The sequence below is a fragment of the Erythrobacter sp. genome, from assembly GCA_019739335.1.
In the GTDB taxonomy this organism is placed as follows: Bacteria; Pseudomonadota; Alphaproteobacteria; order Sphingomonadales; family Sphingomonadaceae; genus Alteraurantiacibacter.
Genome location: CP073261.1, coordinates 1660815 through 1677034 on the forward strand (window position 1 = coordinate 1660815; position 16220 = coordinate 1677034).

The 16220-nt window shown below is 64.4% G+C and carries 11 protein-coding genes; 10 read left to right on the top strand and 1 reads right to left on the bottom strand.

The features are described 5' to 3' along the window. Positions 1-113: 113 nt before the first annotated feature. Entirely contained in the window at positions 114-1169 is a 1056-nt protein-coding gene (locus tag JY451_08270) for a LacI family DNA-binding transcriptional regulator (protein ID QZH73779.1), read from the bottom strand. A gap of 140 nt (positions 1170-1309) precedes the next feature. On the opposite strand from JY451_08270, the gene JY451_08275 reads away from it, so the two are divergent. The 10 genes from JY451_08275 to mce all read left to right on the top strand — a co-directional run bounded on the left by JY451_08275 (position 1310) and on the right by mce (position 16146). Further along, positions 1310-2011, top strand: a complete 702-nt coding sequence (locus JY451_08275; GenBank protein QZH73780.1) for a hypothetical protein — start codon at positions 1310-1312, stop codon at positions 2009-2011. 205 nt (positions 2012-2216) lie between these two features. Continuing rightward, positions 2217-5060 carry a TonB-dependent receptor gene (locus JY451_08280; GenBank protein ID QZH73781.1) on the top strand — a complete coding sequence of 948 codons (2844 nt, stop codon included), beginning with the start codon at positions 2217-2219 and terminating at the stop codon, positions 5058-5060. A gap of 113 nt (positions 5061-5173) precedes the next feature. Next, positions 5174-6688 carry a tryptophan 7-halogenase gene (locus tag JY451_08285; protein QZH73782.1) on the top strand — a complete coding sequence of 505 codons (1515 nt, stop codon included), beginning with the start codon at positions 5174-5176 and terminating at the stop codon, positions 6686-6688. Continuing rightward, a complete protein-coding gene (locus JY451_08290) occupies positions 6685-8523 on the top strand; it encodes an alpha-amylase (protein ID QZH73783.1) in 1839 nt (612 codons plus the stop codon). Before JY451_08285 ends, JY451_08290 begins: the two co-directional genes overlap by 4 nt. Then, positions 8520-10118 (top strand): DUF3459 domain-containing protein, encoded by a 1599-nt coding sequence (locus JY451_08295; GenBank protein QZH73784.1) that lies wholly within the window; start codon positions 8520-8522, stop codon positions 10116-10118. The genes JY451_08290 and JY451_08295 overlap by 4 nt, the downstream gene beginning before the upstream one ends. Beyond that, positions 10115-12148, top strand: coding sequence for a glycoside hydrolase family 97 protein (locus tag JY451_08300; GenBank protein QZH73785.1), 2034 nt, complete (start codon positions 10115-10117; stop codon positions 12146-12148). The genes JY451_08295 and JY451_08300 overlap by 4 nt, the downstream gene beginning before the upstream one ends. Beyond that, the gene (locus JY451_08305) at positions 12145-13638 is read left to right on the top strand and encodes a tryptophan 7-halogenase (protein QZH73786.1); all 1494 of its coding nucleotides are present in this window, start codon (positions 12145-12147) and stop codon (positions 13636-13638) included. Before JY451_08300 ends, JY451_08305 begins: the two co-directional genes overlap by 4 nt. Positions 13639-13723: 85 nt before the next feature. Continuing rightward, entirely contained in the window at positions 13724-15256 is a 1533-nt protein-coding gene (locus JY451_08310) for an acyl-CoA carboxylase subunit beta (GenBank protein QZH73787.1), read from the top strand. Between the two features lie 143 nt (positions 15257-15399). After that, entirely contained in the window at positions 15400-15669 is a 270-nt protein-coding gene (locus JY451_08315) for a GIY-YIG nuclease family protein (GenBank protein QZH76647.1), read from the top strand. 54 nt (positions 15670-15723) lie between these two features. Further along, the gene (gene mce, locus JY451_08320; GenBank protein ID QZH73788.1) at positions 15724-16146 is read left to right on the top strand and encodes a methylmalonyl-CoA epimerase; all 423 of its coding nucleotides are present in this window, start codon (positions 15724-15726) and stop codon (positions 16144-16146) included. Positions 16147-16220 lie beyond the last annotated feature (74 nt).

Consider the following 16220-nt stretch of genomic DNA (forward strand, 5'->3'; position numbering starts at 1 on the left):
CCGTTGTCACTTGATCCGGGCAGTCTCCGCCGCCTCGATCGATGCCTTCGGCTGGCACGAATGCGCCGCCGCGACAACACGTATACGAATGTATGCAGGCGATCGGGCCCGGATCAGGACGGGGCGAGCGCGGCCGCACCGCCGCTGCTGGCGCGCACGATCAGGCGGGTGGGCAGGCGGTTGTCCGGCCCTTCGCGCTCTTCGATCTTCGCCAGCAACGTCTCCACCAGCCGCTCGCCCGCGCCGCCGATATCCTGCATGATCGTGGTCAGCGGCGGGTTGGTGAGGCTGGCGGCGGGAATGTCGTCGAACCCCACCAGCGCGACATCACCGGGCACGGCCAGCCCGGCTTCGGTCAGCGCCCGCAGCGCGCCGATGGCGATCAAGTCGCTGGCGGCGAACACGCCATCGAAATGGACGCCCCCCGCAATCAGGCTCCGCGTGGCTTCGTACCCCGCTTCCTCGGTGGTGATGGCATCGCGCTGGAGCGCATTTTCCGGTGCGATACCAGCTTCTTGCAACGCCCGGCACATGCCGCGATAGCGTTGCGCGAACTCGGGATACTGGTCACTCGCATGACCGAGGAAAGCCAGCCGCCCCCGTCCGCGCGCCAGCAGGTGTTCGCCCGCCAGCCGCCCCGCGCCGAAATTGTCCGAACCGATGGTGCTGCCCGACGTATCGCCACTCACCGAGCCCCAGCGCGCAAAATGCGTCCCCTGCCGCGCCAGCTGCTCCAGCCGCTCGCGGTAGAGCGTGTAATCGCCGTAGCCGAGCAGGATCAGTCCGTCGGCCCGGTGGCTGTCCTGGTAGCGGACGTGCCAGTCATCCTCCATCCGCTGGAACGAGATCAGCAGGTCCAGGCCGTGGTTGGCGCAGGCCCGCGTGATCGATCCCAGCATGGCGAGGAAGAACGGATTGATCATGGATTCGTCGGGGGTCGGGTCCTCGAAGAACAGCAGGGCGATGGTGTTGGAGCGTTGCGAGCGCAGCGAGGAGGCGTTCTTGTCGACGGTGTAATTGAGCTCGCTGGCGATCTTCCGGATCCGCGCGCGGGTGGCTTCGCTGACCGACTTGTCGCCACGCAGCGCGCGGCTGACGGTGGGCTTGGAGACCCCGGCCAGATAGGCAATATCGAAACTGGTCGGCCGACCCGTTGGCGTGCGTCCCATGTCCTCTCCCGCCGCACGGCTCCTCTTCGCCCGGCCCAACGGTTGTATAGCCGACCCCCGCGATTGCAAACCTGCCCTTCGGGTTGCATGGTGGGTGTGACATTTCCTCTGCACCTTTCGGCCTTCAGCGCACCGCACAAATGGTTCAATCGTCCCCGCTTGCCCTGTCGCCGAACCACCGGCTTTCGCTCACCCGGTTCGGGGCCGAGGGGCAGCCGCTGATGGTGGTGGACGATGCCTTGTCGGACCTGCAACTGGTGCGGGACATTGCCGCGCGCCATTCCTACAAACCCATCGGGCCGTTCTATCCCGGAATCCGGGCTTCGGTTTCGAAAGCCGTGGCGATGCCGCTGGTCGCGCCGCTGCTGGAGCAGATGGCGGACCTGTTCGGACTGGCGCGCGAGCCGGCCTATTTCGAATGTTTCCTGTCCATCGTCACCAAGGCTCCGGGCGAACTGGCACCGATCCAGCGGCTGCCGCATTTCGACGGGACCGAGCCGGAGCGGATTGCGGTGCTGCTTTACCTTTCGGATGACAGCGAGGGCGGCACGGCCTTTTATCGCCAGCGAAGCACCGGCTACGAAAGCGTCGATGCCGCCCGGTTCGATCATTACCGGGCGGAACTGGAAACGGCCACCGCACATCATGGCCTGCCGCACGCCGAATACATCGGCGAAAACTCACCAATGTTCGAACGGACCCTCAAGGTCGACGGCGCAGCCAACCGCCTGATCGCCTATCGCGGCAACACCCTGCATTGCGCCGCCATGCCCGCCCAATTCGTGCCGGACACCGATCCGCGCCACGGCAGACTGACGCTCAACCTTTTCCTAAGAGCCTGAAAACACACAGGGCTGCTGCGCCATTTCAGCCACGCATCACGCTCCTGCATATTTGCGTATACGTATGCTGACTTCCCGCCTGCCATTCTGCGGACGTATGTAATGCTCAAGCGAGCAGGGCCACACGTGGCAAGACCCGCGAGTCAGGAGCAGGAATGCCGGAAGCGACCACAGGTGTCCGCCGGCCATAGATCCGGGGGACCGAATGAATATCCGTAACACACTTCGCATTGGCGCCAGCACCACCGCCTTCGCCATCGCCGCGCTGACCCTGCCGGGCACTGCATTCGCGCAGGATACGCAGGACGAAACCACCGCCGAAGACGATATGGACGATGTCGAGGGCACGATCCTCGTCACCGGATATCGCCAGGCACTGGAAAGCGCGATCGGCCAGAAGCGCACCAACACCGCGATTGTCGAAGCCTTCTCCGCCGAGGATATCGGCAAGCTGCCTGACGTCTCGATCGCCGAAACGCTCGGCCGCCTCCCCGGCCTCGCCGTACAGCGTGTCGATGGCCGTGCGCAGAGCCTCTCGATCCGTGGCCTCGGCCCCGATTACTCGACCTCGCTGCTCAACGGCCGCCAGCTGGTGTCCTCGGGCGACAACCGCGCGGTGGAATACGATCAGTATCCCTCCGAACTGATCAACAGCGGCGTAGTCTACAAGACTCCGTTCGCGGGTCTGATCGGCCAGGGTCTCGCCGGGACGGTGGACCTGCGCACGATCCGTCCGCTCGACCAGAACGACCGGGTGATCGCGGTCAGCGCGCGCGGCGAATTCAACGAAGACGGTTCGCTCAATCCCGATATCGACGGCTACGGCTATCGCGCCACGGCGACTTATGTCGACCAGTTCGCCAACGACACGCTGGGGATCGCGCTCGGCGTGGCCTACCAGTCGAGCCCCAGCCAGGTGCAGCGCTTCAACTCGTGGGGCTATCCGGGCCTTGGCCAGGGCGATGTCGACAATGGCGTGGCCCCCGAAGGGTCGCAGGGCGCGCTGGTGCTCGGCGGGATGAAGCCTTACGCCCGCTCGGTCGATCTTGACCGGCTCGGCCTGTTCGGCACGGTGCAGTGGGAACCAGCCCCTGAATGGAACACCACCATCGACGTCTTCTACGCCGATTACCGCGAGCGCATCGCGCAGCGCGGCATCGAATTCCCGCTCAATCCCGGTTGGGGCGCGACCACGGTCATTACCGATGTCAGCAACAATGATGGCATTGCCGACAGCGTGACCTACTCGCAGGTGCAGCCGGTTGTGCGTAACGATTTCGACCGCAAGGATACCGAAACTTTCGCCATCGGCTGGAACACCGAATACGATGCCGAAGCCGTCAGCCTGATGCTCGACGTCTCCTACTCGCGCTCGGACCGCCGCCTCCAGCAGATCGAAAGCTACGCAGGTCTGAGCTTCCGCCCGGATACCTCCGCTCCCTCGGATACGGTGACCTACAACCGCAGTTCAAGCGGCTTCCCGTTCCAGTTCACCAACACCATCGACTATTCGAACACCAACCTGATCCAGCTGACCGATCCGCGCGGCTGGGGTGCCAACGGCATCGTCCAGGCAGGCTTCATCAACGATACCAACACCGAAGACGAGCTATGGACGATCCGCGGCGAAGCCGCCTTCCCGGTCGAATCGAGCAGCGTGATCGATGCCATTGTGCTGGGCGCAGCCTATGACGATCGCAGCAAGGCGCGCGACATCGTGCAGAACTTCCTCAGCCTGTCGGGCGGCCCGTCGGTCTATGCCGATCAGGGGGCGGTAACGAGCCTGCCGATCCCGCAGTCCGCACTGCTTGAGCCGACTGCCGCGCTCGACTTTCTCGGCTTCGGTCCGCAGGTGATCTACGATCCGTTCGTGCTGCTTAACGATGGCACCTATGTGCTGACCGATGTGCAGAGCTCCAGCCTGCCCTTCCCCGGCGATTGGGTGGTGAACGAGAAAGTCTACACCGGCTATGTTCGGATGGACCTGGACACCGAAGTGGCCTCGATCCCGATGACCGGCAATGTGGGCGTGCAATTCGTGCATACCGACCAGTCCTCCAGCGGGTTCAACTCCCCCGGCGGGATCGGCGCGACGCTGATCCCGGTGACCGATGGCGACGAGTATCTGCACGTCCTCCCCAGCGCAACGCTGAGCTTTGAAGTCGCTCCGGATACGCTGGTACGCCTTGGTGCAGCGCGCACGCTGGCCCGTCCGCGCATGGACCAGCTCAACGCCTCGTCCAATGCCAGCATCGCCAACCAGCCGCAGCAGCCGCTCGGCTCGATCTTCAGCGGTGGCGGCGGCAATCCTCAGCTTCGCCCCTATGTCGCGGACAGTGTCGATCTGTCGATGGAACACTATTTCGCCGGATCGCAAGGCTATGTGGCCGTCGCCACCTATTACAAGTGGCTGGACGATTTCGTGAACCCGAATGCTTCGGTGCTGCGCGATTTCTCCTATCTGGTGCCGTCGCTTTCCGGAGCGCAATTGCAGGCCTTCAACCAGAGCGGTCAGGAAACCCGCGGGTTCGTGTCCGGTCCGGATAACGGTGCGCAGGGTCACATCTTCGGTGTCGAGGCCAGTCTCGCGCTTCCCTTCGGGATTTTTTCGGATGCGCTCGAAGGCTTCGGCTTCCAGACCAGCGTGTCCTACACCGAGAGCGAACTGACGGTTACTCCTCCGGGCGGCGGTTCGTTCAATGTCGATGTGCCGGGTCTGTCCGAATGGGTGGTGAACTCCACCGCATTCTTCGAACAGAGCGGCTTCGAGGCGCGCGTCAGCCATCGTTACCGGACCGAATTCCTTGCCGAATTCATCGGCATCTCGGCCAGCCGCACCTTCCGCGAAACCGAGCCGGAATCGATTTTTGACGCGCAGATCGGTTACCGCTTCGATGGTGGCACGCTCGATGGCCTGTCGATTACCGTGCAGGCGCTCAATATCACCGACGAGCCGTTCGTTTCGTTCCAGAATGGCGATCCGGAACAGATCATCGATTACGAACAGTATGGTCGCACTTACCTGGTCGGGGCGTCTTACCGCTTCTGACCGATCGATGGCCGGCGGGGAGTTGCTCCTCCCTTTGACTTCCCGCCGGTTCACTGTGCCTTACGGCCTGAGTATGACAGAAATCGACGCAGGCCCGGGCACAGGGGGAAGCCATGATTGAGAACGTCCAGACCCGATATGTGATCGCCGGTGGCGGCACCGCCGGGTGGATGACGGCAGCGGCGCTGGCGCGCTTTGCCCCGCCCGGCACGCAGATCGTGCTGGTCGAAAGCGACGCCATCGGCACCGTGGGCGTGGGCGAGGCGACGATCCCGCAGATCCACCTGTTCAACGCCGCGCTGGGGCTCGACGAGGCCGAATTCCTGCGCGAAACGCGCGGCAGCTTCAAGCTCGGTATCGAATTTGCCGGCTGGCGGCGCGAGGGCGAAAGCTACATGCACGCCTTCGGTGACGTGGGCCGCCCGCTCGGCCTGTTGCCGTTCCAGCATTACTGGCTGCGCGCGCAAAAGGCGGGGTTCGCCAAGCCGCTGCAACGCTACTCGCTCAACGAACTCGCTGCGCGCACTTTCCGGATGCATCGCGGCAAGACCGCTGCGGGGCGGGAAATGCCCTATGCCTATCATTTCGATGCGGGTCTCTATGCCGCGTTCCTGCGCCGCTATGCCGCGGCGCGCGGCGTGGTGCGGCTGGAAGGGACGATTGCCGATGTCGAACAGCACGGCGACAGCGGCGATATTGAAGCGCTGGTGCTGGGCGACGGGGAGCGGATCGAGGGGACTTTCTTCATCGACTGCACCGGCTTTCGCGGCCTGCTGATCGAACAGGCGCTGGGCGCGGGGTTCGATGACTGGAGCCGCTACCTCCCCTGCAACCGGGCAATGGCGGTGCCCTGCGAAGGCGGCGGCGATTTCACGCCCTATACCAAGGCCATCGCCCGCAAGGCCGGATGGCAATGGCGCATCCCCTTGCAGCACCGGATCGGCAACGGGCTGGTCTATTGCACCGACTATCTTTCGGACGAGGAAGCGCGCGAAATCCTGCTCGCCAATCTCGACGGTGCGCCGCAAGCCGATCCGCGCCCGATTTCCTTCACCACCGGCAAGCGGCGGGTCCACTGGAAGAACAATTGCCTCGCCGTGGGCCTCGCCGCCGGGTTCATGGAACCGATGGAATCGACCTCGATCCACCTGATCCAGAGTGCGATCAGCCGCTTCATGGCGGTGCTGCCGCAGGGGCGGGGTGAGGCGGCAACGGTCGACTGGTTCAACGCGCAGGCCGATTTCGAATGGGAGCGCATCCGCGATTTCCTCGTGCTGCACTACACCGCGAACGAGCGGATGGGGCAGCCGTTCTGGGATCACGTCCGCACGATGGAACTGCCCTCTACGCTGACGGCGAAGCTGGAGCAGTGGCGCGCGAGCGGCTTCATCCACCGCGAGCATGAGGAACTGTTCACCGAAGTGGGCTGGTTCCAGGTGCTGGCGGGGCAGGGCGTAGCCTCGCGCGGGTACAATCCGATTGCCGATGCACTGCCCGAGGCAGATCTGCGCAGGTTGTTGGACGAGACCGAACTGGCGCTGGTCGAAGCGGTGCGGCCAATGGCCGGCCATCTCGATTTCCTGCAAAAATATGTGCGCGGGGCGGCCCGCATGGAGGAACCCGCATGATTTCCCGCCACCTTGTCGCCCTGCTGCTGGCGAGCGCCGCGCTGCCGGGCTGCGCCACCGCGCAACAGGCCGACGCTCCCGCCGAAACCACCTTCCTCGACCGCGCGCCGAGCGAGGAGATCGTCTACTTCGTCCTGCCCGACCGGTTCGAGAACGGCGATCCCAGCAACGACACCGGCGATTTCACCGGCGACCGGCTGCAAACCGGCTTCGATCCCGCCGCGCGCGGGTTCTTCCACGGCGGCGACCTGGCGGGGCTGACCGCGCGGCTCGATTACCTCGAAGGGCTGGGCGTCACCGCGATCTGGTTCGCGCCGATATTCCAGAACAAGCCGGTGCAAGGCCCGCCGGGCGACGAGAGCGCGGGCTATCACGGCTATTGGGTCACCGATTTCACCCGGCCCGATGGGCATTTCGGCACGCGGGAAGAGTTTACTGCCTTCGTCGATGCCGCCCACGCGCGGGGGATGAAGGTCTACATGGACATCATCACCAACCACACCGCCGATGTCATCACCTATGCCGATGGCGACGAGACGAACTTCGAATACCGCAGCATGGCGGACTATCCCTATTCCACGCGCGGCGGGCCGGATGGGGAGCCGGTCAATCCCGGCTTCATGGGGCACGAGGATTCGAGCGAGGAGAATTTCGCGCGACTGGTCGATCCGAACTACGCCTATATCCCGCAAGTGCCCGAAGCCGAGCGCGAGGTGAAAGTGCCTGCCTGGCTCAACGATCCGATCTACTACCACAACCGTGGCAACAGCAGCTTCACTGGCGAGGACAGCCGCTTCGGCGACTTTTCCGGGCTCGACGACCTGTTCACCGAACATCCGCGCGTGCGGGCAGGGATGATCGAAATCTTCTGCGACTGGATCACCCGGACCCGCGTGGACGGCTTCCGCATCGACACTGCGCGGCATGTCGATCCTGGCTTCTGGCAGGTCTTCGTCCCGGCGATGGAAGATTGCTCGGAAGGCGCAGGCATCCCGAACTTCCACATGTTCGGCGAAGTCTACAAGGACATTCCGCAGAACGGCTATATCGCCGAATATACCCGCCGTGATGGGCTGCCCGCTGTTCTCGATTTCGCCTTCCAGGCGGCGATGCGCGAATTGATCGGACGCGAGAGCGGCACCGTGGTGCTGGCGCACATGTTCGATGGCGACGTGCTCTATGAAGGCGGGGAGGAGACCGCGCTGACCCTGCCGACCTTCCTCGGCAATCACGACATGGGCCGCTTCTCCACCCTGATCCGCGAGGACCGCCCCGGCATTTCGCAGGAGGAACTGCTCGCCCGCGTGATGCTCGGCCACGCGATGATGCTCACGCTGCGCGGTTCGCCGGTGATCTATTACGGGGACGAGCAGGGCTTCGTCGGCGACGGCAACGACCAGCGCGCGCGCGAGGACATGTTCCCCAGCCGGACCGCCGAATACAACGACAACGTGCTGATCGGCACCAGCGCCACCACGGCTGACAGCAATTTCGATCAGGACCATCCGCTCTACCGCTTGATCGCCGAATTTGCTGCGATCCGTCGCGCGCACCCCGCGCTCACTCGTGGCCGCCAGCAGGTTCGCCATTACGAGCAGGAACCGGGCCTGTTCGCCGCCGCTCGCTTTGATCCCGATGACGGCACCGAATATCTCGCGGTGTTCAACACCACCGGTGAGGAACGCTCGGCCAACATTTGGGTCAACTACGCCGCCCGCGAGTTCGAGACGCTGGCCGGAGCATGCCCCGCGGCCGTCACCGCCCCCGGTAGCGCGGCATTCACGGTGCCCGCCTTCGGCTGGGCAGTGTGCCGTGTGAGCGAGAGCGCCGAATGAGCAGCCGCATGAGCACTGGCCTCCCTTGGTGGAAGGGCGCGGCTATCTACCAGATCTATCCGCGCAGCTTCATGGACGCGAACGGCGACGGCATCGGCGATCTGCCGGGCATCACCAGCCGCCTCGATCACGTCGCCTCGCTCGGCGTCGATGCGATCTGGGTCAGCCCGTTCTTCACCAGCCCGATGAAGGATTTCGGCTACGACGTGGCCGATTACTGCGATGTCGATCCGATCTTCGGGACGCTGGCAGACTTCGATGCACTGGTGGCGCGGGCGCATGAGCTCGATCTGAAGGTGCTGATCGACCAGGTCTATTCGCACACTTCGGACGAACACGCGTGGTTTGCGCAAAGCCGCTCCAGCCGCGAGAACGCCAGGGCCGACTGGTACGTCTGGGCCGATCCCAAGCCCGATGGCTCGCCGCCTTCGAACTGGCAGTCGGTGTTCGGCGGCCCGGCATGGACCTGGGATGCGCGGCGGCGGCAGTATTACCTGCACAATTTCCTCAGCTCGCAGCCGCAGCTGAACCTGCACAATCCTGCGGTTCAGGACGCCGTGCTGGACGTGATGCGTTTCTGGCTGGATCGCGGAGTCGATGGCTTCCGCATCGATGCGCTTAATTTCGCGATGCACGATCCCGCGCTGCGCGATAATCCCCCCGCGCCGGAGACTAACAGGCAGCGCACCCGCTCGTTCGATTTCCAGCTCAAGGTGCACAACCAGTCGCACCCTGACATTCCGCGCTTCATCGAACGCATCCGTGCGCTGACCGACAGCTATCAGGGCATTTTCACCGTTGCCGAAGTGGGCGGGGATGAGGCCGATGCCGAAATGAAGGCCTTCACGGCGGGAGAGACTCACCTCAATTCCGCCTACGGCTTCGATTTCCTCTACGCCGAGCGGCTGACCCCTTCGCTGGTCTGCGCGGCGCTGTCGCACTGGCCCGCGACCGAAGGCGTGGGCTGGCCGAGCTGGGCGTTCGAGAACCACGATGCCCCGCGTGCACTGAGCCGCTGGTGCGAACCCGATCAGCGCGAGGCCTTCGCGCGGATGAAGATGGCGCTGCTGGCTGTCTTGCGCGGCAACATCATCCTCTATCAGGGCGAGGAGCTGGGACTGACTCAGGTCGATATTCCGTTCGAACAGCTCCACGATCCCGAAGCCATCGCCAACTGGCCGCTCACCCTGAGCCGCGATGGCGCGCGCACGCCGATGCCGTGGGAGAGCTGCGAACACGGCGGGTTCGGCGAGACGGCCCCATGGCTGCCGCTGGGCGAGGAAAACCTTGGCCGCGCGGTGCAGGCGCAGAACGCGCAAGAAGCCTCGCTGCTCCACCACACCCGCGCGATGCTGGCGCTGCGACGCGCGCATCCGGCGCTGCGGCACGGTGCGGTGTCGCGCTGCGACGTGCGCGGCCAGATGCTGGTGCTCGGCCGCCGCTCCGACGAGGAATGTGTGCGCGCCTTCGTCAATCTCGGCCCCGATCCGGTCGCGCTCGTTCCGGGCGAGGCCGATGGTGAAGTGCTCGCCGCCGTCAATGGCGCGAGCGCCGCAATCCTTCCTCCCTTTGCAGTACTGGTGGTGCAGGCATGACCTATCTTCGTTCGCTGATCGCATTTGCGGCGTTTCTGGCCGTTCCCGGCTTCGCGCTGGCGGGAGAAGTCACTTCGCCTGACGGGCGCATCACCGCTTCGCTCACTGTGGACGGCGAGGGCAAGCCCACTTGGACGGTGACACGCGACGGCGAAGTACTGATCGCGCCGTCGGGCCTCGGCTTCAATCTCGAGAACGAAGATCCGCTGCGGCGCAATTTCGCAATCGTGGCCGAAGGCACTTCGAGCAGCGAAAGCACCTGGGAACAGCCGTGGGGCGAGCGCCGGTTCGTGGTCGATCACCACAACGAACTGGCGGTCACCTTCCGCCAGCAGGACGCGATGGCGCGCGAATTCACCGTGCGCCTGCGAGTGTTCGATAATGGCCTGGGCTTTCGCTACGAAATGCCCGATCGCGGCGAAACGCGGATTGCCGAGGAACTGACCGAATTCGTCATCGCGCCCGAAGGCGAGGCGTGGTGGATTCAGGCAGGCGACTGGAACCGCTACGAATACCTCTACCACAACACACCGATCGACGCGGTTTCCATGGCGCACACGCCGATCACTTTCCGGCTGGAAGACGGCACCCACCTGTCGCTGCACGAAGCCGCGCTGGTCGATTACTCGGGCATGTGGTTGCAGCACATGGGCGGGCAACGCTTCCGCTCGACGCTCGCGCCGTCGAGCCGCGGGGCCAAGGTCGTGCGCAACGGGGCTTTCACTACCCCGTGGCGGACGCTGCGCATCAGCGATGACGCCGCTGGGCTGGTCGAGAACGATCTCGAACTCAACCTCAACGAACCCAATGTGCTCGGCGATGTCAGCTGGTTCGAACCGGCCAAGTACATCGGCATCTGGTGGGGGATGATTTCCAACCGCTGGACCTGGGCGCAGGGCGACCGCCACGGCGCGACGACCGAACGGACGCTGGAATATATCGATTTCGCCGCCGAGAACGGCTTTCGCGGGGTGCTGGTCGAAGGCTGGGACTATGGCTGGGACGGAACATGGTTCGGCAACGGGCGCGATTTCAGCTTTACCGAAAGCTATCCCGATTTCGATCTGGGGCGGGTGACAAGCTATGCCCGTGAACGCGGCGTGCGGCTGATCGGCCATCACGAAACCGGCGGCAACATCGCCAATTACGAAGCGCAGCTTGAAGACGCGATGGCGCTCTACGGGCGGCTGGGTGTCGATCTGGTCAAGACCGGCTATGTCGCCGATGCGGGTTCGATCATCTCCTGCAATGCCGATATTGCTGATCCGTGCGAGGGACAGGTGATGGAATGGCACGACGGGCAGCGGCAGGTGCAGCATCACCTGCGCGTGGTGCAGGAAGCGGCAGCCAACCGCGTGGCGGTGAATCCGCACGAGCCGGTGAAGGATACAGGCCTGCGCCGCACCTATCCCAACTGGGTGGCGCGTGAGGGCGCGCGGGGGCAGGAATACAATGCCTGGAGCGAATGGGGCAATGGCCCCGATCATGAACCGACGCTGGTCTATACCCGGATGCTGTCCGGCCCGATGGACTACACACCGGGCGTGCTCAGCCTGATGGGCGACAATGGCGTGCCGTTCTCCTCGACCCTCGCGAAGCAGCTTGGCCTTTATCTGGCGATCTATTCGCCGATCCAGATGGCGGCGGACTTCATCGAAAGCCTCGAAGCGCACCCGCGCGAGCTCGAATTCATCCGCGCCGTGCCCGCCGACTGGGCGGAAAGCCACCTGATCGCGGGCGAAGTGGGCGACTACGCGATTTTCGCGCGCAAGGACCGCAATTCTCAGGACTGGTATGCGGGCGGCATCAACGACGCTACGCCGCGGGACGTGACGCTCGATTTCGCCTTCCTCGAAGAGGGCGTGACCTATCGCGCGACGGTGTGGGAGGACGGCGAAGGTGCGACCTACCTTACCGAGGCGCGGCACAACATTGCCTATGACAGCTTCGAGGTTCGTGCGGGTGAGGAACACAGCTTCCACCTCGCGCCCGGCGGCGGTCTGGCGATCCGGCTCCAGCCGGTGCAGTGAGCGAGAGCACGCCCACACCGCACATCGTCGTCCTCGGCGGGGGCAGCGCCGGGTGGATCACCGCCTGCCTGCTGCACCATCGCTGGGGAGCGAAGGGCGGGCGGGTGACGGTGGTCGAGAGCCCGGAAATCGGCATCATCGGCGTGGGCGAGGGCTCGACCCCGCAGTTGAAGGCGATGTTCGATCATCTCGGCATTGCCGAAGCCGAATGGATGGCCGCCTGCGATGCCACCTACAAGCTCGGCATTTGTTTCACCGGCTGGAGCGAGCGGGCGGGCTTCGACAGCTACTTCCATCCCTTTCCCGGCCCGGTGGACCTGCATTCCGAACCCGGCTTTGTCCACAATTGCACGCTCGCCCGGCGCGGGTTCGATGTGCCGGCGCATCCCGATGACTGGTTTCTGGCGAGCGTGCTGGCGGAAGCGGGCAGGGGGCCGCATCCGGCGGAGAACTTCCCCTTCGCGCCCAGCTACGGCTACCATTTCGATGCCTACAAGCTCGGTGCTTTCCTGCGCGACTGGGCGGTGGCGCGCGGTGTTGAGCACCGGTCGCTGAAAGTGGTCGAGGTGGAACTTGCGGGCGAGGGCGAAGTCGCCGCGCTGCTCTGCGAGGGCGGGGAGCGGGTCGAAGGCGATTTGTTCGTCGATTGCTCGGGCTTCCGCGCCAAGATCGCGCAGGGTGCGCTGGGGGGCGAATTCCTGCCCTTCGCGGATAACCTGTTCAACGATAGTGCGGTAGTCATCCCCACTGCGCGGGTGGCCGAGCTCCGCCCGCAGACCGGGGCCGTGGCGATGGCGGCGGGCTGGCGCTGGAACATCCCGCTCACCAGTCGCACCGGCAACGGCTACGTCTATTCCTCGCGCTACATTTCCGACGAGGCCGCCGCCGCCGAACTGCTCGCCGCCGTGGGGCTCGAGGAAGGCGAGGCGGAGCCGCGCTTCCTCAAGATGAAGGTCGGGCGGATGGCGGAAAGCTGGCGCGGCAACTGCCTTGCCGCCGGGTTGGCGCAGGGGTTCATCGAACCGCTGGAGGCGACTGCGCTGCACATTGTCATCGCCACCGCGCTCGAATTCGCCGATGCGTGGGAGAGGGGTGGGTTCACCCCGCAACACCGCGACCAGTTCAACGCCGACATTGTCGCGCGCTACGATGCGATCCGCGATTACATCGTCGCGCATTACCGCCTGAACCAGCGGCGCGACACGCCTTATTGGCGCGACAATGCGGCCAACCAGAACCTGTCGGACGGGCTGAAAGCGATGCTGACCGCGTGGTTCACCCATCAGGACATGGGCACCGCCAATCGTCAGCAATACCGCATCGAAGCCTATTCCGCCTCGAGCTGGCATTGCCTTTTCGCAGGCTACGGCACTTTCCCGCCACCGGAGAAAATGCTCCCCCTCCCGCCCGGCGCAAATGCCGCCAATGTCGAGCAGATCCGCGCCCTGCTCACCGCCTGCGCCAGCAATTTCGCGCCCGCCCGCTGGTAGCGCCATGCATCGCAGCAGCGCGGTCCGCTCCGGTTGACCGCATCAGGTTTCCCGTGCAACGGCATGGCCGCAGAGGAGCCTGCCGATGTCCGCCAATATCGCCGAAATGGAACGCCGCCGTCTCGCTGCCCGCATGGGCGGCGGGCAGAAGCGGATCGACGCGCAGCACGCCAAGGGCAAGCTGACCGCGCGCGAGCGGCTTGATGTGCTGCTCGATGAAGACAGCTTCGAAGAGCTCGACACTTACGTGGAGCACGACTGCACCGATTTCGGGATGCAGGACCAGAAGATCCCCGGCGACGGTGTGGTGACGGGCTCTGGCACGATCGACGGGCGGCTGGTCTACGTCTTCAGCCAGGATTTCACCGTCTTCGGCGGCTCGCTCAGCAAGCGCCATGCGGAGAAGATCTGCAAGGTGATGGACATGGCGATGAAGGTCGGTGCGCCGGTGATCGGCCTGAATGACAGCGGTGGCGCGCGCATCCAGGAAGGCGTCGCCAGCCTTGGCGGCTATGCCGACGTGTTCCAGTTGAACGTGCTCGCCAGCGGCGTGGTGCCGCAGCTCTCGCTCATCATGGGCCCTTGCGCGGGCGGGGCGGTCTATTCCCCGGCGATGACCGACTTCATCTTCATGGTGAAGGACAGCTCGTACATGTTCGTCACCGGCCCGGAAGTGGTGAAAACCGTCACCAACGAGGTCGTCACGCAGGAGGAACTGGGCGGGGCGATCACGCATACGACCAAGACCTCGGTCGCCGATCTGGCGCTGGAAAACGATATCGAAGCGCTGCTCGCCGCTCGCGAACTGATCGGCTTCCTCCCCGCCAGCAACCGCGCCCCGCTCCCCGAATTGCCCACCGATGACCCTTGGGACCGGCGCGAGGACAGCCTCGATACGATCATTCCCGCCAATGCCAACCAGCCCTATGACATGCACGAAGTCATCGCCAAGGTTGTAGACGAGGGAACCTTCTTCGAAATCCAGCCCAGGTTCGCGGGCAATATCATCACCGGCTTCGGCCGGATCGAGGGCCGCCCGGTGGGCGTGGTCGCCAACCAGCCGATGGTGCTGGCGGGCGTGCTCGACATCAATTCCAGCCGCAAGGCGGCGCGCTTCGTGCGTTTCTGCGATGCCTTCTCGATCCCGATCGTCACTTTCGTGGACGTCCCCGGCTTCCTCCCCGGAACCGCGCAGGAACTGGGCGGGATCATCAAGCACGGCGCGAAACTGCTGTTCGCCTATGGCGAGGCGACCGTGCCCAAGATCACCGTCATCACCCGCAAGGCCTACGGCGGCGCCTACGACGTGATGGCGAGCAAGCACCTGCGCGGCGACTTGAACTACGCCTGGCCCACGGCGGAAATCGCGGTGATGGGCGCGAAGGGAGCGGTAGAGATCATCTTCCGGCAGGACCGCGACGATCCGGAGAAGATTGCCGAGAAGACGAAGGAATACGAGGATCGGTTCGCGAACCCGTTCGTGGCAGCATCACGCGGCTATATCGACGAGGTGATCCACCCGCATTCGACGCGGCGACGGATCGCTTTGGGGCTGCGGAAACTGCGCGGGAAGGTGCTGGAGAACCCGTGGAAGAAGCATGACAACCTGCCTCTCTAGGAACTGTCATTGCGAGGAGCGAAGCGACGAAGCAATCCAGTCCCGCCGTCGGACTTTCGGGCAATCGGCAGGACTGGATTGCTTCGCTGCGCTCGCAACGACGAGGGAGGTGTGAGTTGGAGAAGAACCCGTGCGTCTATCTGATGGCCAACCGTCAGAACGGCGCCGTCTACTCTGGCGTCACCTCTGACCTGCCGCAACGTGTGTGGCAGCATCGTGAGGGCGCTGTCGAAGGGTTCACCAAGCGGTACGGCTGCAAGCTGCTGGTATGGTATGAACAGCACGCGACAATGGAAGAAGCGATTGTGCGGGAGAAGCAAGTGAAGGGCGGCTCGCGGAAGCGGAAACTGGCGCTGATAGAGGGCATGAACCCGACCTGGCGCGATTTGTTCGAGGAGATTGCGCATGGATAGTGCAGGACTGGATTGCCGCGTCGCTTCGCTCCTCGCAATGACGGGGTTCGGTCAATGAAACTCGGACGCCTAAATCACCTCGGCGTCGCCACGCCGTCCATCGCGGATAGCATCGCGCATTTCCGCGACGCGATGGGCGCGACCGACATTACCGAACCCTTCGCCATGCCCGATCAGGGCGTGCTGGTCTGCTTCGTCAACACCCCCAACAACGGCACCCAGATCGAACTGATCGAGCCCCTCGACGAGACTTCTCCGATCCACAATTTCCTCGCCAAGAACCCGCTCGGCGGGCAGCACCATGTCTGTTTCGAAGTCGAGGACATCGGCGCGGCGCGCGAATGGTTCGAAGGGCTGGGCAAGCGCATTCTCGGCCCCACCCGCGTGGGCGCGCACGGGACACCGATCTTCTTCCTCCACCCCAAGGACATGGGCGGAATGCTGACCGAGATCATGGAGACGCCGGATGGGCATTGATACAATCAAACTCCCCTCCCGCTTGCGGGAGGGGCTGGGGGTGGGCCTGTCCATCGCCAGCCGGACAGGCCCAC

What these genes read in the sequence shown, in the direction of transcription:
- JY451_08285 (QZH73782.1), top strand. Translation starts at nt 5,174, where the DNA reads ATGATTGAGAACGTCCAGACCCGATATGTGATCGCCGGTGGCGGCACC.
- JY451_08300 (QZH73785.1), top strand. Translation starts at nt 10,115, where the DNA reads ATGACCTATCTTCGTTCGCTGATCGCATTTGCGGCGTTTCTGGCCGTT.
- JY451_08315 (QZH76647.1), top strand. Translation starts at nt 15,400, where the DNA reads ATGGCCAACCGTCAGAACGGCGCCGTCTACTCTGGCGTCACCTCTGAC.
- JY451_08275 (QZH73780.1), top strand. Translation starts at nt 1,310, where the DNA reads ATGGTTCAATCGTCCCCGCTTGCCCTGTCGCCGAACCACCGGCTTTCG.
- JY451_08270 (QZH73779.1), bottom strand. Translation starts at nt 1,169, where the DNA reads ATGGGACGCACGCCAACGGGTCGGCCGACCAGTTTCGATATTGCCTAT.
- JY451_08295 (QZH73784.1), top strand. Translation starts at nt 8,520, where the DNA reads ATGAGCAGCCGCATGAGCACTGGCCTCCCTTGGTGGAAGGGCGCGGCT.
- mce (QZH73788.1), top strand. Translation starts at nt 15,724, where the DNA reads ATGAAACTCGGACGCCTAAATCACCTCGGCGTCGCCACGCCGTCCATC.
- JY451_08310 (QZH73787.1), top strand. Translation starts at nt 13,724, where the DNA reads ATGTCCGCCAATATCGCCGAAATGGAACGCCGCCGTCTCGCTGCCCGC.
- JY451_08290 (QZH73783.1), top strand. Translation starts at nt 6,685, where the DNA reads ATGATTTCCCGCCACCTTGTCGCCCTGCTGCTGGCGAGCGCCGCGCTG.
- JY451_08280 (QZH73781.1), top strand. Translation starts at nt 2,217, where the DNA reads ATGAATATCCGTAACACACTTCGCATTGGCGCCAGCACCACCGCCTTC.